19 protein-coding genes are annotated in these 19,453 nt (G+C 34.8%); 5 read left to right on the forward strand and 14 right to left on the reverse strand.

Annotated elements, in window-relative coordinates:
- Positions 1 to 4: 4 nt before the first annotated feature.
- A complete protein-coding gene (locus tag G3A46_RS08635; RefSeq protein ID WP_165148816.1) occupies positions 5 to 586 on the reverse strand; it encodes a methyltransferase domain-containing protein in 582 nt (193 codons plus the stop codon).
- Positions 587 to 889: 303 nt separating this feature from the next.
- On the reverse strand, positions 890 to 1,357 hold the full coding sequence (locus tag G3A46_RS08640) for a hypothetical protein (protein ID WP_165148818.1): 468 nt from the start codon (positions 1,355 to 1,357) through the stop codon (positions 890 to 892).
- Between the two features lie 185 nt (positions 1,358 to 1,542).
- Here G3A46_RS08640 and hemN point away from each other — a divergent pair, with 185 nt between their 5' ends.
- From hemN to G3A46_RS08665, 5 genes are all read left to right on the forward strand, one after another.
- Positions 1,543 to 2,907 carry an oxygen-independent coproporphyrinogen III oxidase gene (gene hemN / locus G3A46_RS08645; protein WP_165148820.1) on the forward strand — a complete coding sequence of 455 codons (1,365 nt, stop codon included), beginning with the start codon at positions 1,543 to 1,545 and terminating at the stop codon, positions 2,905 to 2,907.
- An 83-nt stretch (positions 2,908 to 2,990) separates the two neighbouring features.
- Positions 2,991 to 4,277: an alginate export family protein gene (locus G3A46_RS08650; RefSeq protein ID WP_206735985.1), complete on the forward strand. Its 1,287-nt coding sequence runs from the start codon at positions 2,991 to 2,993 to the stop codon at positions 4,275 to 4,277.
- A gap of 24 nt (positions 4,278 to 4,301) precedes the next feature.
- A complete protein-coding gene (gene nirK / locus G3A46_RS08655) occupies positions 4,302 to 5,768 on the forward strand; it encodes a copper-containing nitrite reductase (RefSeq protein WP_165148822.1) in 1,467 nt (488 codons plus the stop codon).
- Between the two features lie 14 nt (positions 5,769 to 5,782).
- Entirely contained in the window at positions 5,783 to 6,550 is a 768-nt protein-coding gene (locus G3A46_RS08660) for a formylglycine-generating enzyme family protein (RefSeq protein WP_165148824.1), read from the forward strand.
- Between the two features lie 43 nt (positions 6,551 to 6,593).
- Positions 6,594 to 7,208, forward strand: coding sequence for an SCO family protein (locus G3A46_RS08665; protein ID WP_165148826.1), 615 nt, complete (start codon positions 6,594 to 6,596; stop codon positions 7,206 to 7,208).
- A gap of 63 nt (positions 7,209 to 7,271) precedes the next feature.
- On the opposite strand, the gene G3A46_RS08670 is transcribed toward G3A46_RS08665, so the two are convergent.
- The 12 genes from G3A46_RS08670 to G3A46_RS08725 form a co-directional block, all read right to left on the reverse strand.
- Positions 7,272 to 7,436, reverse strand: coding sequence for a hypothetical protein (locus G3A46_RS08670; protein ID WP_165147661.1), 165 nt, complete (start codon positions 7,434 to 7,436; stop codon positions 7,272 to 7,274).
- Between the two features lie 3 nt (positions 7,437 to 7,439).
- Positions 7,440 to 8,186 carry a sulfite exporter TauE/SafE family protein gene (locus G3A46_RS08675; protein ID WP_165148828.1) on the reverse strand — a complete coding sequence of 249 codons (747 nt, stop codon included), beginning with the start codon at positions 8,184 to 8,186 and terminating at the stop codon, positions 7,440 to 7,442.
- Between the two features lie 68 nt (positions 8,187 to 8,254).
- Positions 8,255 to 8,701 carry a FixH family protein gene (locus tag G3A46_RS08680; protein WP_165148830.1) on the reverse strand — a complete coding sequence of 149 codons (447 nt, stop codon included), beginning with the start codon at positions 8,699 to 8,701 and terminating at the stop codon, positions 8,255 to 8,257.
- A gap of 57 nt (positions 8,702 to 8,758) precedes the next feature.
- Positions 8,759 to 10,180, reverse strand: coding sequence for a cytochrome c oxidase accessory protein CcoG (gene ccoG / locus G3A46_RS08685; protein WP_165148832.1), 1,422 nt, complete (start codon positions 10,178 to 10,180; stop codon positions 8,759 to 8,761).
- 105 nt (positions 10,181 to 10,285) lie between these two features.
- Complete coding sequence (locus tag G3A46_RS08690; RefSeq protein WP_165148835.1) at positions 10,286 to 11,206, reverse strand: cbb3-type cytochrome c oxidase N-terminal domain-containing protein; 921 nt, start codon at positions 11,204 to 11,206, stop codon at positions 10,286 to 10,288.
- Complete coding sequence (locus G3A46_RS08695) at positions 11,203 to 11,400, reverse strand: CcoQ/FixQ family Cbb3-type cytochrome c oxidase assembly chaperone (protein ID WP_165148838.1); 198 nt, start codon at positions 11,398 to 11,400, stop codon at positions 11,203 to 11,205. Before G3A46_RS08695 ends, G3A46_RS08690 begins: the two co-directional genes overlap by 4 nt.
- A 2-nt stretch (positions 11,401 to 11,402) precedes the next feature.
- A complete protein-coding gene (gene ccoN, locus G3A46_RS08700) occupies positions 11,403 to 13,604 on the reverse strand; it encodes a cytochrome-c oxidase, cbb3-type subunit I (protein ID WP_165148841.1) in 2,202 nt (733 codons plus the stop codon).
- 13 nt (positions 13,605 to 13,617) lie between these two features.
- Positions 13,618 to 13,845, reverse strand: a complete 228-nt coding sequence (ccoS, locus tag G3A46_RS08705; RefSeq protein WP_165148844.1) for a cbb3-type cytochrome oxidase assembly protein CcoS — start codon at positions 13,843 to 13,845, stop codon at positions 13,618 to 13,620.
- Between the two features lie 57 nt (positions 13,846 to 13,902).
- The gene (locus G3A46_RS08710; protein ID WP_165148847.1) at positions 13,903 to 16,314 is read right to left on the reverse strand and encodes a heavy metal translocating P-type ATPase metal-binding domain-containing protein; all 2,412 of its coding nucleotides are present in this window, start codon (positions 16,312 to 16,314) and stop codon (positions 13,903 to 13,905) included.
- Between the two features lie 122 nt (positions 16,315 to 16,436).
- Entirely contained in the window at positions 16,437 to 17,651 is a 1,215-nt protein-coding gene (locus G3A46_RS08715) for a hypothetical protein (protein ID WP_241836873.1), read from the reverse strand.
- Between the two features lie 135 nt (positions 17,652 to 17,786).
- Entirely contained in the window at positions 17,787 to 18,500 is a 714-nt protein-coding gene (gene ric, locus G3A46_RS08720) for an iron-sulfur cluster repair di-iron protein (protein ID WP_165148850.1), read from the reverse strand.
- Between the two features lie 149 nt (positions 18,501 to 18,649).
- The gene (locus G3A46_RS08725) at positions 18,650 to 19,114 is read right to left on the reverse strand and encodes a hemerythrin domain-containing protein (RefSeq protein ID WP_165148853.1); all 465 of its coding nucleotides are present in this window, start codon (positions 19,112 to 19,114) and stop codon (positions 18,650 to 18,652) included.
- Positions 19,115 to 19,453: the final 339 nt, after the last annotated feature.

Raw genomic sequence — 19,453 nt, forward strand, 5'->3', positions numbered from 1 at the left:
AATTTTACTTTTTCTGCAGCTTAATAAACAATTCGTTTCCTTCTCTGGGAGGGATAGAATTGTAAGCCATTTCCATTTTATCGATTACAAACTTATCTTCAAACAAAGGAATATACTCACCTTTATTCCCTCCATATGGTGGCTCGTCACTATTTAATGGAATATTAAAAAGCAATCCTACTAATTTCCCACCGGGCTTAAGTAAATCATTCACTTTATCAACGTATCTACTTCTAAGGATTGGCTCCAATGCACAAAAGAACGTTTGCTCTAATATTAGATCGAACGAATCGTTTAAATCAAAGAAATCTGTGTGTAGTAAATTTTCTTTTGGAAAGGATGGCACACGATTCGCCAAATTGCTAAGCGGAATTGAAGAAATATCAGCTATATAAACGTTATTAAAACCATTTTCAAACAAGTATTCCGCTTCATAACTATTCCCTCCGCCGGGAATTAATATTTTTAAATTTTTATCGGTAAGCTGATCGATATAATCTTCCATCGGAGTGGAAACATAACCTATATCCCAACCTGTTTTTCCTTTTTTGTACCTCTCATCCCAATAAGACTGGCTGTTATTCATATATAAATTTTTAAAAATTTTGTTTCAAATATCACGCACTCAGTATTTATAGTTATTTGTGGAGATATCTAAAAGTAACGCTCTATTTATGGTGTTAATGTAGTAATTTTTAATTCTTTTCCAAATATTTCATAACAATTAAGACATATTGCATTTATATCAATTGGAAATTGAAGTAATTCTTTAATTATCTTTTAATTAATTGTTTTTTTTCAAAGCTCATCACAAGTATTTTTCTTATTTCAGAAGCTATTTGCATTCTACTTCTTTTAAAATTGTTGTGATTTAGTTTTACTTTTCGCCTCAATTTTTGCGGTCACCGTGCATTTTTTTATAATGGATATCAAACCAAACTGGTTTTTCAATTTCATTATCGAACATATAATCTGCAATTTGTTTGATAGTTCCTTCAGGATAAAATTGATAAGGCATCAATCCAAATTTCTTAATTGCTCCAGGCATTTTCGATTTCTCTACTGAAGGTTCTTTAGCCCAATCTAGCATTGCATCTACAAATTCTTCTTTGGTAGTTTCTTCAGAAATATAATGCATTTTCACTGCTACCATCGGGGGAGCTATAATACTTTCTTCTGCAGTTTTTGGATTGTGGCAAATATTACAATTATTTTCCATCAACCGCTTACCAGGATGTTCCTGCTTAAATATAACCTCAGAAGGATTGCTTTGTGCTATTTCCGAATACTTATCTTCAGTGTTATAATTATATGCAGATAAAATTACAACAATAAGAATGCTTGCAAGAAATTTCATAACTAACGGTTTTTATAGTGATTAAGCTAAAAATAATACAATAAAACAACACTTACTGTAACAAATGTCACATACCAAGAAATCGATTGAATAAGAAAAGTAGAATGTTTTAAAATTTTAAAACTGATTTTAATCATTTCGGTTAAAAACAAACATCTCTAATTTTGGCACTTAAATTATAAGGTATGGCTTCCAATTTAGTTTCAAAGTACAATGTTCCAGGTCCAAGATACACAAGTTATCCAACTGTTCCGTATTGGAATGACGCTAACTTCTCTTTAAAAGAATGGAAAAAAAATGTATCACAAAGTTTTTCTGAAAGCAATTCGAAAGAAGGAATAAGTGTGTATATACACCTACCCTTTTGTGAAAGCTTGTGTACTTTTTGTGGATGTAATAAACGCATCACCAAAAATCACGCTGTTGAAACACCATATTTAGAATCTGTTTTAAAAGAATGGCGACTTTACCTTGAGCTATTTAATGAGAGGCCAATTATTAAGGAATTGCATTTAGGAGGAGGAACACCTACTTTTTTTTCAGCAGAAAACTTAAAAATTCTTATTAGAGGTATTTTTCGAGATGCAACAATGGCTGAGAATCCATCATTCAGTTTTGAAGGTCATCCAAACAACACCAAAGGCGATCATTTACAAACTCTTTACGATTGTGGTTTTACAAGAGTAAGCTATGGGGTTCAAGATTATAATCCAACGGTTCAAGTAGCGATTAACAGACTTCAACCCTTTGTAAACGTAAAACGAGTAACTGAAACTGCTCGGGAAATTGGTTATACATCGGTAGGACACGATATTATATTTGGACTCCCATTTCAGAAAAAAGAGCACGTAATTTATTCTATAGAAAAAACAAAAGAGCTAATGCCAGACCGTATAGCTTTTTACAGCTATGCTCACGTGCCGTGGATAAAAGGAAATGGACAACGAGGTTTTAAAGAAGAAGATTTACCTACTCCAGCAGAAAAAAGAGATATGTACGAAACTGGTAAGAAAATGCTAGAAGAAGCTGGATACATTGAAATAGGCATGGATCATTTCGCTTTAAAATCGGATAGCTTATATAAAGCTGTGGAAGAAAAAGAATTGCATAGAAATTTTATGGGGTATACCGAAAGTAAAACCCAGCTAATGGTTGGGCTTGGAGTTTCTGCCATTGGTGATAGCTGGTACAGTTTTGCCCAAAATGCTAAAAACGTAGAGGAATACCAGCATTTAGTTGAACAAGGAATTCTTCCAGTTTATAGAGGTCATATGTTAAATGAAGAAGATCTAATTATTAGAAAGCACATTTTAAATATGATGTGCCGATTAGAAACTTCTTGGGAGGACACTTCACTTCAATTTCCAGAATTACCAGAAGTAATCAGCAACCTAAAAGAAATGGAAGCTGATGGTTTGTTAGAAATAGGCGCTAAAGAACTACATATAACAGAAAAAGGTCGTCCTTTTGTACGTAATATCTGCATGGCATTTGACGTACTATTGCAACGAAATCAGCCAGATAGGCAACTGTTTTCGATGACTGTTTAGAGTAGTTATTAATAGGGCTTTTGTGACAACCGTCATATTTCTTTTTAATTTCTATTCAGACATTTGTATTAGAAATTATCTTCATGAAGAATTTACCTATAATTAAAAGTTTACTCTTTATACTTCTTTTTTTAGTTGCGACAACTTCATATTCACAATTTACATTAGATGCAGAGCTACGTCCTAGATTTGAGCTTAGACATGGTTATAAAACACTGTACCCAAACAATGTTGATCCTGCGGCCTTTGTTTCACAACGTACACGGTTAAACTTTGAATTTAAAACTGAAAAACTTCACCTGTATTTAAGTCCGCAAGATGTGCGAGTTTGGGGAGATGTGCCACAACTTAATGTAGCAGATAATAATGGCTTTTCGCTACATCAGGCATGGGCAGAAATACTTTTGGTTAAAGATTTTAATTTTAAAATTGGACGTCAGGAGATAGTGTACGACGATCAGCGTTTCTTTGGAAATGTTGGCTGGGCACAGCAAGGAAGAAGCCACGACGCTGCAATTCTAAAATTTGAACCAAGCTATTTTAAACTTCATTTTGGTGCAGCTTATAATCAGGACAATGAAAGTCTTACTGGAAACATACTTACAGTAAATACCTATAAAAGCCTTCAATATATTTGGGTAAATAAAAATTGGGAAAAGCTATCCGCAAGTTTTCTGTTTTTAAACAACGGACTTCAATATATTAATGAAATAGATGCGTCTAAAAATGACACTCGATACAGCCAAACTGCTGGAATGCACTTAAAAGCTAGTATTGATAACTTCAACTTTTCTTCAAATCTCTACTATCAATTTGGTAAAGATGTAGCCGATAATGATTTAAGCGCATATTTATTTTCATTAGAAGCGAATTATGCTGCAACTTCAAATCTAAATTTAGGATTAGGAAGCGAGTTACAAAGTGGAAATGAGTTTGGTACGCCAGCAAGCGGGGAAAATAAAGCCTTTACTCCTCTATATGGTACAAATCATAAGTTTAATGGGCTAATGGATTTTTATTATGTAGGAAACCATATAAATAATGTAGGACTATTGGACATCTACGGAAATGTAAAGTACAATCTAAATACTAAAACAAGTTTCAATTTAGCACTTCATCAATTTTATGCTGCTGCAGACATAAATAACTATGTTTCAAATAATTTAGGGTTTGAATTGGATTTGTTAACTTCGTATGAATTGAATGAATTTGTAGGACTAAAACTTGGTTATTCTCAATACTTCGCTACAAAAGGCACCGAAATTGTAAAAAACAACTTTGATGGCAATTCAAATTATTGGGCTTGGGCAATGGTTACAATAAATCCTACACTGTTCACTTGGAATAAGAATGAAACAACCAAATTATAAATCAACTTTTTAAAACCAACTATTATGACAATTAATTTTAAGAAAAAAAATGTAGTAAAACTGCTGCTAGGCTTTGGAGCAGCAGCTTTTTTAACTGGATGTGTTAACGACCAATCTAGCAAAACCTATGAAAATGCTTTAGATATTCCGGTAAGCCAAGAAATGGTAGCAGAACTTACCGATCCACCATTTGTTCCTACTCCAGTAGGAAAACGTAAAGCTAAAAAGCTAATCGTCGATCTTGAAATTCAAGAAAGAGAAGGCGAAATGGTAAACGGTGTAAAATACGTTTATTGGACGTTTGGTGGTACTGTACCAGGAAGTTTTATTAGAACTCGAGTAGGTGACGAAATTGAATTTAAACTAAAAAATCACCCAGACAATAAGCTTCCTCATAACATCGACCTTCATGCAGTGAATGGTCCAGGAGGTGGAGCAGAATCTTCATTTGTTGCTCCAGGTCACGAGAAAATCTTTTCATTTAAAACCCTCAACCCGGGATTATATGTTTACCATTGTGCGACCGCTCCAGTAGGGATGCATATTGCAAACGGTATGTACGGGTTAATTCTAGTTGAGCCAGAAGGTGGTTTAGAACCAGTAGATAGAGAATACTACATAATGCAGGGTGACTTCTACACCGAAGGAAAGTACGGTGAACGTGGTTTACAAGCATTCGATATGCAGAAAGCAATTGATGAAAAAGCAGATTATGTAGTGTTTAACGGTCACGTAGGAGCAATGACAGGAGATAACGCACTGACTGCAAAAGTGGGTGAAACTATTCGTTTATTTGTAGGTAACGGGGGCCCGAACCTTGTCTCTTCGTTTCACGTTATTGGAGAAATTTTTGACAGAGTACACGTTGAAGGTGGAGATTTAATAAACGAAAATGTTCAAACTACATTAATACCTGCAGGAGGAGCAGCAATTATAGAATTTAAAGTGGATGTTCCAGGTTCTTTTATATTGGTAGATCACTCTATTTTTAGAGCTTTCAATAAGGGAGCACTTGCAATGTTAAATGTAGAAGGCGAAGAAAACGAAAAAGTATTTGCAGGAGAAATTTACGAAGGAATTTACCTTCCTGAAGGTGGTGTAATTCAATCTATGCCAGGCAAAGACAAAAAAACTCCAAAAGAAGAAGTTAAGGCATTGAGCTTTGAAGAAAAAATGAAGTTTGGTAAAGATAAATATATGGCTACTTGTGTTGCTTGTCACCAAGCAAACGGTCAGGGTATTGAAGGTGCCTTCCCTCCTTTAGCTAAAGCAGACTACCTAAACGCAGATGTAGATCGCGCAATTGATATTGTATTAAATGGTAAATCAGGTGAAATTACTGTAAACGGTAAAAAATACAATAGTGTGATGACTGCTCAGGCCCTTAGTGATGAAGATGTTGCAAATGTGATGACATATGTATATAACAGCTGGGGTAATAATAAGACAGATGTAACCCCAGAAATGGTACAAGCTGTAAGAAATAGATAATAAATTTATATAAAATGAAATTATACAACACCGCCCTTTTCTTAGTCTGTTCACTATTATTTGTTAAGGTTACTGCTCAAAATGATAAAATGGCCAAAGTAAAGGGCGGTGTTTTTTTACCGCTCTATGGAACGGCAGACCAACTGGTAAAAGTTGACCCATTTTTGATGGACGTATATCCTGTTACAAATGAAGAGTACTTAAAATTTGTAAAGGAAAATCCAAAATGGAAAAAAAGCAAGGTGATAAGTCTGTTTGCAGATAAAAGCTATCTTAATAAATGGGAGAATGATGATACTTATAGTGGTCTTCCTAATGCTCCAATAACAAGTGTTTCTTGGTTTGCAGCAAAAAAATATTGCGAATGCCAAGGAAAACGATTACCTACAGTTGACGAATGGGAGTTTGCCGCTATGGCCAATAAAGATGTTCCCGACGCTAGAAGAATTGAATCTTATAATCAATATATTTTAAGTTGGTACGAGACTCCTAAAACCTATGTAAATCCAGTAGGAGAATCTTATAAAAACTATTATGGAATATACGATTTACACGGCTTAGTATGGGAGTGGACACAAGATTTTAATACGGTTCTTATTTCAGGAGAATCACGAAAAGATCAGGATAAAGACTCTAATCTTTTCTGCGGAAGTGCAGCTATTGGCGCTTCAGATTTAATGAATTATGCTGCGTTTATGCGATATGCTTTTCGCGGAAGTATGAAAGCACGTTACAGCTCACAAAACCTCGGATTTAGATGTGTAAAGGATATAGAAGAATAAGCTCTAACCTCTTAATTCATCATTATAAAAATTAAAAATGATTATGAAAAACTTAAAATATATTTTAATTGCAATTTCACTTGTTGCAATGTCTTGTAATAATGCGGCTAACGATTCTAAAGATATTTCTGAAAACAACACCGAAGAATCTAAGAGTAATGTTATTTCCGATATGTCTATCTATAACCTTCCTTCCCATTGGACAACGCAAGACGGCAAAGACATTGAACTGAAAGAGCTACAAGGAAAGGTATTGGCTATGGTTATGATATATACCTCGTGTCAAGCTGCTTGCCCAAGGTTGGTTGCCGATATGAGAAATATTGAAAAACAAATTCCTAATGATAAAAAGGATGATGTTCAATATGTATTTGTAAGTATAGATCCAGAAACTGATACCCCTGAGCGTTTAAAAGCTTTCGCAAAAGAAAACCAGATGGAAGATGACAAATGGCTTTTCCTACGTGGTAGCGAAGAAGATACCCGTGAATTTGCGGCAGTATTAGCAGTTAATTACAAACAAATTTCCCCAATAGATTTTTCGCACTCAAATATTATAAGTGTTTTTAATCAAGGGGGTGAACTTGTACATCAACAAGAAGGTCTTGGTGTAGATAATAAAGAAACTATCCAAGCTATAATTGATTTAGCGAGGTAGTAATTTTCAAAAGAAGAAACCAGAAATTTTAAGTGCGTCGGCAATTAGATTTACCTACTTCTGTTATTCTTTATCTGAATTTGTAGTGTTATTCTTGTCACCACTGCCTTTACCTCTAAGAACAAAGTTAAGTACAATGGCAGTCATTACTACACATAGCACTGCAAAGAAAATGATGATTGCGGTACCCATGCCCCAGTTAGCTAATGGTAAGATTGAATTTGTCATTGCTTAAATATTTTTTTGGTTATTAATTAGTTTATTTTCTGATAGTGTTGGCGCACAGTCTAAATTTGAATCTACTTTTTCAGTCATTGGTTTTGGTGAAATATAGGGTATCCCTAAGCCCAATCCTCTCACGATAAATAGACATCCTATAATTACTACCAACACGGGAATTGCTTTACGAATTCGTTGGCGCACTTGCCCATTTAAAAAATTCCCAAGGTATATAGCAGAGGTCATTAGCGGGATTGTACCCAGTCCAAACATTGCCATATACAAACTTCCTTGAAGCGGATTTCCTGAGGCGATTGCTCCGAAAACAGCCATATACACTAACCCACAAGGTAAAAAGCCATTCAAAAACCCAATAGTTAAAAACGTATCAGGGGTTTTCTTTTTTAATTCTTTCCCTAATGCAGATTTTACTTTTGAAACAGCTTTATAAATAGGTTTTGAAAAGTTGTATTTATTAAAGGTTTTTATGGGAATGAAGATTACAGCAATCATTAATACTCCAATCAAAATTGAAAGCTGTTGCTGAAACCCAAATAAGTTTAAACTTTTTCCTACTAGCCCAAAGACCAATCCTATAATACTATAAGCTAGTATCCTTCCAAAGTGATACAGAAAAATCTGACCAATTTTCTTTAGGTTATTAGTTCTATCTACAGGTAATAAAAATGCAATAGGGCCGCACATTCCCACGCAGTGGAAACTACCTAATAATCCAAATAAAAGTGCGGTGTATAACATTTTAAGAACTCGATTCTAAGTTTATATATCAACTTCGGTAAGGTTTTCGATTTCAAACTCAATCCTTACTAATAAATAATTTCATCTTTAAACAGATAATCTTCACCATCGATACTCCAGTGAACGATAGTGTTCCATCGGCCTCCTACCAACTTTTCATCCGGAATAAGTAAGGTTGAACTCGATAGTTTTAATGGCATCTCGAAATCTAATTTCTTGTTGGAAGGTCTATACATCAATACTGTTCCAGAAATCTTTGAATAATCAACTTCCTCTGGAAAGGTAATCAACCATCCTTCAGCTGTTCTTTTGCCTTTAACTTTAGACTTTAAAGAATGTGAATTGGTTTGATCGTCCATTTCTTTTTGAAAAACCAATTCTTTTTGATAGTAATCTTCAGTTACTAAATCAAAATCGTATTTATCTTGAGTACTGATTTTTATAACGAAAAACAGTATGAATGATATAAAAAGCACCATCCCAATCACCAATCCTGTACCCCAATTTATCTTCATTACGATTATTATTTAATGATTAATTCTATATTTCAATTTCCTTTTCTAATAAAAGAATTACTTATAACTACGCGGACCTAAGAATGTAACGCTTGTGGTTTCTATCAGTTTGTCACCACTATACACTTCAATCACCGCACGGTTTTTATCACCACTTAAGGCTGAGCCATTAATTTCGATAAACAGTGTTCCTTCAGCTAAATCTTGAGCAGGAACTATAATTTCACCCTGTTTTACACTCTTGATTTCACCTTTAGGAGATTTCAATTTAAATTGAATGTCTTCAATATCTCTTGTGGTTTTGTTTAGCAATTTATACGTAAATACATTGCTAATGATATTGTTGTCTTTATGCTCATAAAGCTGTCCTGGCAGTCTTAATATATTCGCTTCCACATCACTTCTTAAGAACAACATCCCTGTAAGAACACCAATAAGGATCACTAAAACAGCTGTATATCCTTTCAGTCTCGGGGTGAATTTAAAAGGAGCTTTCTTTTCAATATTTTCTTCACTAGCATATCTAATTAGCCCTTTTGGTAGGTTAACTGCTTCCATCATACTGTCGCAAGCATCCATACAAGCAGTACAGTTCACGCATTCGAGCTGAGTACCGTTACGGATATCAATTCCAGTTGGGCACACATGAACACATTGAAAACAGTCTATACAATCACCTTTTCCAGAAGCGGCACGATCTTCATTTTTTCTGAATTTTGCACGGCCTTTTTCCTTTTCCCCACGCTTGTGGTCGTAGGCTACTACTATAGACTTGTTATCTAATAAAACTCCTTGAAGTCTTCCATAAGGACAAGCTATAACACAAACCTGCTCACGGAACCAAGCGAATATAAAATAGAAAACACCTGTGAAAATTAATAGAGAAATTAGCGTACTTAAATGTTCAAAAGGTCCTTCAAAGATGTATTGTATTAAACGATCGCTTCCTATCAGATACGCTAAAAATATATTGGCTATTAAGAATGAAATAATAAAAAATATAGTCCACTTTAAAACTCGCTTTCTAATTTTCTCTGCATCCCACTTTTGTTTATCCAAACGAATTTGAGCACCTCTATCGCCATCAATCCAGTATTCTACTCTGCGGAAAACCATTTCCATAAAAATAGTTTGTGGGCAAATCCACCCACAAAATATTCGTCCAAAAGCAGCTGTAAATAACAGGATAAAAACTACCCCAATTACCATCATTATAACAAACAGGTAAAAGTCCTGCGGCCAAAATGGAAATCCAAAAATATTAAAGCGTCGCTCTAAAACATTAAATAGTAAAAACTGGTTGCCATTTATTTTTATAAACGGGGCGGTAAATAGAAATGTAAGTAAAACATAACTTACATACTTTCTGTAATCGTAATACTTGCCGGAAGGTTTTTTAGGATACACCCAAGCTCTTTTCCCTTCTTCATTCATCGTTCCGATGCTATCTCTAAAGCTTTCGTTTTCTGGAGTTTCCAATGGTATTATATTTTGATGTGAAACGTAATATTGATGCTAATAACTTAGAGAATAGTTTAAAACCAACTCTAAGTTATTAGCTATTGATACAGGGTAAATCTCTATTTAAACTTCAGTATTATCTACTGTTTCATTTTCTTCAACGGCTTCTTCTGAAGCGTTTTCATCCTTCCAAATTTCTCCTTCAGGTTCTTTTCCATCTGCTGGATTAGTACCGTGAAGTGTCATTACATAACTCGATACTTGGGCAATTTCACTAGGTTTCAAATCTGTTTTCCAGGCAATCATCCCTTTTCCTGCTCTACCTCCTTCGCTAATGGTATTGTAGATATTCTTAATTCCTCCACCTAAAATCCAATAATCGTCTGTTAGGTTTGGACCAATACCTCCACCTCCACTGTCTTTATGACAAGCCACACAGTTATCGGTGTAAATAGCTTTACCTGCAGCAAGATCTGAAGGTGAATCTAAAAACTCTACTGTGCTAGCATCGATAAGGTCTTTGTTGTTTTCTTTATATTTAGCGATATCAATTTTAGCTTGTGCTATTTCAGTTTCAAGTTCATCAATTTGATTTGGACCATCAAAGATTTCATAATAAACTAGATAAACACCCGCAAAAACAATTGTTGCATAGAACAAGTATTTCCACCATGGCGGAAGGTTATTGTCCAACTCGCGAATACCATCGTAGTTATGCTCTAACACTATCTCCTGCTCTGCTTCTATAGGCTTAGAATCGAGCATTTCTTTATACTTTTTCTTAATCCAACCGAATTGGTTTTCTTCTAAAGTTGCGTATCGCTTTTTAGCATCATCATCAAGCCCCGTATAAAGAACACGTTGTAAAGCAGCTGCAACTATTTCGAAAGCAACAGCAAAGAAAAACACCACGCCTAAAACAGCCCAGATAATTGGATATTTAACTATAGCCCATTCCTCTCCAGAATCTACTATAAACTCTAGTAGGAAAAAGGCGAGAATCATAAAGCCTATGACTCTTAAATATGACATTACGGTTTTCATAGTATTTGGTCGTTTTGGTTATTAGTATCGTCTTCCAATGGAATATTACTCACTTCGGTAATGTGCTCTTTCTTAGCTGTAATTACCCAATAAAAGAGCCCAACAAAGAAGAAAAAGAATATTAATAGTGATATCATTGGATATATTTGAACATCGTCTATGTTCTCTAGGTTTCCTTTTACAAATTTCAACATAACTAGTCGTTTAATGCCGATGCATCTTCGGCGTTTTGTACTTTAATATCAGTTCCTAATCGTTGTAGATAAGCAATTACCGCTACAATTTCTCGGTCTTTCATCTCAACAAATTCTTCCCCGTTTTCTTGAGCGTACTTTTTATCTGCCTCGTATGATGAAGCAAAATCTGGGTCGCTATAAAGGTTCTTTTCTATTTGAGTACCTTGTTCAGTCATCCATTCTTGAGCTCTCGCTATTTCATCCTCAGTATAAGGAACCCCAATTTTGGTTAGCGCACGCATTTTAGATTCGGTATCAGATTTATCTAATTCTGATGTAATCAACCATTTATACGAAGGCATAATAGATCCTGATGAAGTACTCTGCGGGTCGTACATGTGGTTTAAATGCCAGTTATCAGAATACTTACCTCCTACTCTGTGAAGGTCTGGCCCTGTACGCTTACTTCCCCAAAGGAATGGATGATCATAAACAAATTCACCAGATTTTGAATATTCACCATAACGTTCTACTTCACTTCTAAATGGTCTAATCATTTGCGTATGACAGTTCACACAACCTTCGCGGATGTAAATGTCACGACCTTCTAGTTCTAAAGGTGTATAAGGTTTTACACTAGAGATTGCAGGTACATAATCGTCCACCATTAACGAAGGAATAATCTGCACCATTCCACCAATTAAAATTGCAATTGTTGCATAAATCGTTAATTTAATTGGGCGACGCTCCAACCAAGTATGCCATCCTTCACCTGAAGTTTGTCTTTTAGTAACTGGAGTTAATGGAGCAGCTTCAGCAAGTTCGTCTGTAACTTTACTACCTCTTCTCGCAGTCATTATAATATTGTAAAGCAAAATGAAAGCACCTGTAATATATAAGCTACCACCTATTGCTCTCATCCAATACATAGGCATGATTTGGGTAACTGTTTCAAGGAAGTTCCCGTAAGTAAGCGTTCCATCTGGGTTAAACTGGTTCCACATAGAAGCTTGCATAAATCCAGCTACATACATAGGTAACGCATACATAATGATACCTAAAGTACCTATCCAGAAATGCGCGTTTGCCAATTGAACTGAGAATAGTTTTGTTTTAAATAGTCGTGGTACCAACCAATAAATCATACCAAAGGCTAAGAAACCATTCCACGCTAGTGCACCTACGTGAACGTGAGCTACAATCCAATCGGTAAAGTGAGCAATAGCGTTCACGTTTTTAAGTGAAAGCATTGGTCCTTCAAAAGTCGCCATCCCGTAACCGGTAATTGCCACAACCATAAATTTAAGTACAGGATCAACACGTACTTTGTCCCAAGCACCACGCAAGGTTAGAAGTCCGTTAATCATACCTCCCCAAGATGGAGCAAGTAGCATTACAGAGAATGCAACTCCTAGGTTTTGCGCCCATTCTGGAAGTGATGTGTACAATAAATGGTGAGGTCCTGCCCATATATAAATAAAAATTAAAGACCAGAAGTGAACAATAGAAAGTCTATATGAATACACTGGTCTATTTGCAGCTTTAGGAACAAAGTAGTACATCAATCCAAGGAAAGGTGTAGTTAAGAAAAACGCTACTGCGTTGTGACCATACCACCATTGTACCAGGGCGTCCTGCACTCCAGAATACATTGAATAACTCTTTAATGCTGTTACAGGAATTGCCATACTATTTACAATATGCAATACTGCCACAGTTACCCATGTTCCTAAATAGAACCAAAGCGCAACGTACAAGTGACGTTGACGTCTTTTTACCATGGTCATAATTAAGTTTACACCAAAAGCCACCCAAATTATTGCAATTGCAACATCAATTGGCCACTCTAGCTCTGCGTATTCTTTTGAAGTGGTGTAACCTAATGGTAAGGTAATAGCTGCTGCAACTATAATTGCCTGCCATCCCCAAAAATTAAGGTTACTTAAAAAATCGCTCCACATTCTAGCTTTTAGCAAACGTTGAGAGGAATAATAAACCCCTGCAAAGATTGCATTTCCTACGAAAGCGAAAATCACGGCATTGGTATGCAATGGTCTTAAACGACCAAAACTTAGCCAAGAAATTCCGTCTGTCATATTCGGAAACATAAACATAAAAGCCAGTAGTAAGCCAACGCTCATACCTATGAGTCCCCAAAAAATGGTAGCATAGATAAACTTTTTGACAATCTGATTGTCATAGTAAAACTGTTCTGTTTGCATAATGGTAAAAGAATTATTTATCTGGATTGGTTAAATTTACTTTACTGTTATTCGATTTTTTTCCGGCATTATCTCCTGTTAGTTCGGCATCTTCTTTTACAAGCTCATCGTCAAAAAGCATTCGTACAGATGGCGTATAGGTATCGTCGTATTGCCCTTTTCTTACTGAAAAAATAAACAGTACAAAAAAGATAATCGCAACTAAAAGACTGAGCGCCAAGAGCATGTAAATTATCGTCATTTCTTAAATATCAAATTCAAAAATATTATCACAATCATCACCAAAACATGATAATCGTCAGCTTTTCTTATTTATACTCATTCTTAATTTCTTACCTATAGATTGGGTGGTAATGGTTGTAAATACCACCACACTAATAGAGCTTAAAGGCATCAAAATAGCAGCTACAACGGGAAGTAAATGTCCGGTAACTGCAAATGAAATTCCTATAAGATTGTAAAACAAGGAGAGCACAAAGGCCCATTTAATCACTTGCACTCCTTTCTTAGAAAAATTAAGATAGTCAGGAATTTTATCGAATTTTGACGCATCTAGTATACCATCACAAGCGGGTGAAAAAACGTTGGTATTTTCGGATATTACAAAGCCAACATCACTCTGTTTTAACGCCCCGGCATCATTCAATCCATCTCCAATCATTAACACTCGTTTGCCTTCTTGTTGTAATGATTTAATAAAATTTAATTTATCGTTCGGTTTTTGGTTGAAATACAACTTAACACCTTGCGGCAACATTGCTTCCAAACGTTCACGTTCACCTTCATTATCCCCTGAAAGAACAATCACTTCTTTATCCTTTCCTATTTGCTCAAATACATCGGCTACTCCAGTTCTGTATTCACTATTAAAAACATAGCACCCTTTATAGACTTTGTTTGCGCTTATATGAACAGTAGTTTTATTTTTAATCTCGTCTATAGAATCGCTAGAATCTCCGACAAATTCATAAGAACCTACTTTTATAGAATTGTCATTATACGACGCTGAAATCCCCTTCCCTACTTCTTCTTCAAATTCATCTAAGGTTTGAATATCGTTTTTATCTAAAATGCTGTATAGGGAACGACTTAAGGGGTGACTAGAAGCTCGAAGTGTACTTGTAAGTAATTTTTGTTCTTCTTCAGTGAGTGCTACACCTTCATAAGTGATTATGTTTTTTTGATTGGTAGTTAGCGTACCGGTTTTATCGAATACTACGGTATCCAACTTTGCCATTTGTTCAATTACTGAAGCTTCTTTTAAATACAGTTTTTCTCTTCCGAAGATACGCAGCACATTCCCTAGTGTAAATGGTGCAGCTAGAGCAATAGCACAAGGACAAGCTACAATTAGCACAGCAGTGAACACATTAAATGCTTTTGAAGGATCTACAACCATCCAAAAAATTGTTGCAATAAATGCAATAGTTAACAGCGTTACTGTAAAACGTTTACTTATACTGTCTGTAAGGGATTCGAAAACTCCTGTTCTATCCTTGCTAAAAACATCGTTACTCCACAATTGCGTTAAGTAGCTTTGAGAAACAGGTTTTAAAACCTCAACTTCAATAATTCCTGCCTGTTGTTTTCCTCCAGCGAAAAGCTTGTCGCCACTTTGTTTGGAAATTGGTTCGGCTTCACCCGTAACAAAACTATAATCGATTAGGGCATTTCCTTTTATCAAGATGGCATCTACAGGGATAATTTCATTGTTTCTAATCAACAAGCGATCGCCTTTTTCAACCTTATAAACTTCGGCTTGTTCTTCAACGGTATTACCTTCAGGGTTTTTAAACAGTCGGGTAACTGCTATTGGAAAGTACGATTTGTAATCGCGTTCAAAAGATAGATAGCTGTAGGTTTTTTGCTGAAAGAATTTCCCTAGTAATAAAAAGAAAAGAAGTCCTGCCAAGCTATCGAAAAAACCAGTTCCCCAGTCCATTACAATATCTATAGTACTTCTAATAAAAAGCACGGCGACACCCAGGGCAATGGGTACATCGATATTTAAGATTTTAGAACGAAGTCCTTTATAAGCTGAAATAAAATATCCGCTTGCAGAGTAAAAAACTACTGGAAGCGAGAAAGCAAACATCAACCATCGAAAGAAGGGTTTGAATTTGTCTAACCAAAATTCAGATCCTTCAAAATATTCAGGAAGTGAAAGGAACATTATATTTCCAAATGCAAATCCAGCCACTGTTAGTTTAAAAATTAAACTGCGGTCTACGTTTTTATCTTTTTTATCCGAATCGTCTAAAGAGATATATGGTTCATAGCCAATTCGGCTTAATAAAATCACTAAGTTTTTAAGGGCATCTTCCTCAGAAGAGAAAGAAATTCGAACTGTTTTTTCAGGGAAATTAACCTGAGATGAAATTACTGAAGGGCTGAGTTTATTTAAATTTTCCAGTATCCATATACAGCTACTACAGTGTATTGAAGGAATTACAAATGAGACAATTTGCATTTTACCATCGTTAAATTCTAGTAGTTTTTCAACAATGGTTTGGTTGTCTAAAAAATCGAATTTACCCGCGATTTCATTGGGAGAAATTCCTGGATTTTTTTCAATATCGTAATAGTAACCTAAATCGCTATCGTGTAGAATGTCGTAAACCGTCTTACATCCGTGGCAACAAAAGGACTTTTCGTCGTGTGTGATCACGTCGTCGCGACACTCATCGCCACAGTGGAAACAGTTAACCATTAGGATAAAAATTTTCGCATTAATTCAAGGGCAAATATCGCAAAGCCTCATATCTCTATAAATGATAATTATCAGCTTTATAATTAAAGCTTGCTATATATAATCATTCAATTTAAATAGATTTAGGTAGAAAGATAAAAACTTTTAATTTGATTGAAAAATAAAATCCCTACGGCTATTGGAAAAAGACAACTTAAAATGGCAAGTAAAATGTAATAGTTCTGAAAAAAAGGTAGGCCTAGCCAAAATGCAAAAGCTTTATAAAATATTAAAGCCTCTGTAGTTATAAAAGCCACTAAGAAAAACCACAAGAAGCTTTTAGGAATCTTAAGCAGACGGAAATAATTTAAAAAGGCGAGCATTAAAGGAATTACAATCCCTAGAAAAACTAGGTGTAAATAACCGATTACAAAATCCTTAAGCCGATAAGCCAAATCTGCCATATAAGGAAAAGCAGAAAAGAACTGCATGAATACTTTTACAACTAGTAAAACTCCTGCAATTTTAAAAAGCAACAGACCTTGAGGAGAAATACTTTTAATTAAAAAACTACACTGCTTTTTAATAAGTATATACAACTCATAAAATGCTAGGATTTGCGCCACAGCACCAATTAAGCCCAACACATAAATAATTTTAGGCGGCCCAAACCAAAGTACTGATAGGAATAAGGTAAATATCACAGCAAAATTCAGGAGAAAGAATACTGATTTTAACTGTTCTGCTTTAAAAACAACTGATTTTTCTTCAAGTATATAGAACAAAATCCCTAAAAGCGCTAATATAAACCAACCGTTGTATTGAAAGTGAAGATAGAAATAAATGGATGTTTTATACCATATGGATTCTGTGCCTAACGTAGCCATAACCCCACCGATAGCCCATGGACCTATACTTGAAAACACCAAATACCAAAGGGAAGCTTTTACAAGTTTCCAAGAAAAACGATGCTTAAAATGTTCAGGGATGTTTTTTATCGCAAACCAAGTAAACCAATAGGAAGCAAACAAAAATAGTGTTGAAAATATAATTGAATACAGTGCATACCCTTGAAAGGGAAAGGTTACAAGCATCCCTAATATGCAGATATTGGTAAAAATAAAAATGCGCTTATACAACTTGGATTTTTCTGCTTCGGAAAGGAAAATTTTATAGATTAAAGTTGTTAATCCTAAATAAATCCAACCCAACAAAGCTGTATGAGAATGTGCGTGAAGTATGTACTTAAAATTAAGCTGAACAGGGGTAACAAAGAATAACCGTAACAATACTCCCATTAGAGCTACTAGCAGGAAATAAGCAAGCGCAATGCCAATATGTTTTTTTAAATTTATCAAGCTATAAAATTAAGAAAAAACAGTTCGGAGTTTGACGTTAAACATTCTTATTTGTCAATCTTCCGAACTGTATTAAAAACAAACTAATTATTCTTTAGTGATAGTTCTATTTTACTAATTTCTCAATTATTTTTTTTATGTCTTTTCCAGTTTTAATGCTTTCGGGAAAAGGATATTATTTTCTAAATGTACGTGTTGGTGTAAATCTTGTTCAAATTCTTCTAGTTTTGAATAAAACGCTTTATAGGTATTACAAGCACCTTGAGGCGGCGTAAAGTTGTTACTTAATTTAGCTATTTTACGCAGAATTTCACCTGCTTCTTCGTGTTCTGCCTCCATCATTTTAATAGGATTTTCAACAGTTCCAAAATGTATTGGAGGAACTTCTGTACCCTCACGTTCTGCTTTTACAAGTTTTTTAATGAATGGGAATAAAATTAATTCTTCTTTCTTCATGTGTGCTGCCAATTCTTGAACCACTTGTTTTACTAAGGATTCTATTTCGGCTAATTCGGTGTAATGATGTCCGTGTACGTGGTTTACTCTTTGCGAATACTGAAGTAATAATGGGCTACTTTCTTCCACATAACCGTGATGAACATTTATAATATGATCGGTTAGAAAGTCAAGTTTCCAACTGTTAAAATCTAAAGCTCGGTCTTTTATATTTTCTAAGTTAAGTATTTCTGTTTCTACTAAAACAGGATCAATTTCAGCTTTTTCACATGCTTTTTTGATACTTACCCCTCCACCGCAGCAAAAGTCTATTCCATATTTTTTGAAGACGTGAGCGGCTTTTATATTTTCCGTAACTACATCTGCTACTGTTTTATCTTGAAGTGTTGTCATGGCATTGTTATTTATGTTTATTTAATAAAACAAATTTCAGTAGAATAAAAGGAACAAAGTATGACTTAAATCATAATTATGACAATTTTGTCAGAATATACAAAAAACGCTATATCTTTTTATATTATTGATAGTTAAAGGGTAATTTTTTACTCCCAGAAGGGATCGTGATAGTCGGGTGATTTTTCTAAATCGCTATGGATTTCTTCAATTTTAGCAAGTTGAGCTTCTGTTGCTACTTTTTGAATTTCGTTAAAAAGAATTCGTTCTTCAAAACGAATATGAGCATCTAGCTCTTCCTCTAATTTATTGAGTGATTTTTCAGGATCTTTTGTATCATTAAACAAACGTTTAATTCGTCTGTGTTCTTTTAAAGCCCGTTCAATAAGTTCATTTTCTTTATCTAGAATAGGAAAAACGTATTTTTCTTCATCATTAAAATGCGGTGTTATTTCGTGCTTATAAAACCACTTTGCATATTCCTGCATCCGTCCTATTTCAATATTATTTTGAAATCCTTTTCGAATTTTCCAGCTAAACAATAAGCCAAAATGATGTTGCCTACTTAAAGGTTGCAAAGCAATATGACGTTTAATAGGTTTCTTCTTTTCCATAAAATTAAAGGTTTTCTATATATTTAATTCGTTTGCCGCCACATTCTGAACAGCGCTCAATTATTCATTTTTATTTTTAAAACCATCCATGCGATTCACCACAAATTTGCCAACTTTTACAAACTTATCTCGATGGTTTTTAACATCAATCTGCTTATCCTTCGGCAGAGAACGGATTATTTAATCGTATTCCTGATAGCCCCGACAAAAAGGACAACTTTCATCAACTAATTTTAGTTTAGGCTTTACTTTCGGTGTTGAACTAAACAGTGTGAGAAAACGATGAATATAGCTCATTTTAAATTGTTTTTGGATACATTCCTTTAAAGATATTCAAGA

It is taken from the genome of Aequorivita sp. KMM 9714 (assembly GCF_011065475.1).
Taxonomy (GTDB): Bacteria; Bacteroidota; Bacteroidia; order Flavobacteriales; family Flavobacteriaceae; genus Aequorivita; species Aequorivita sinensis.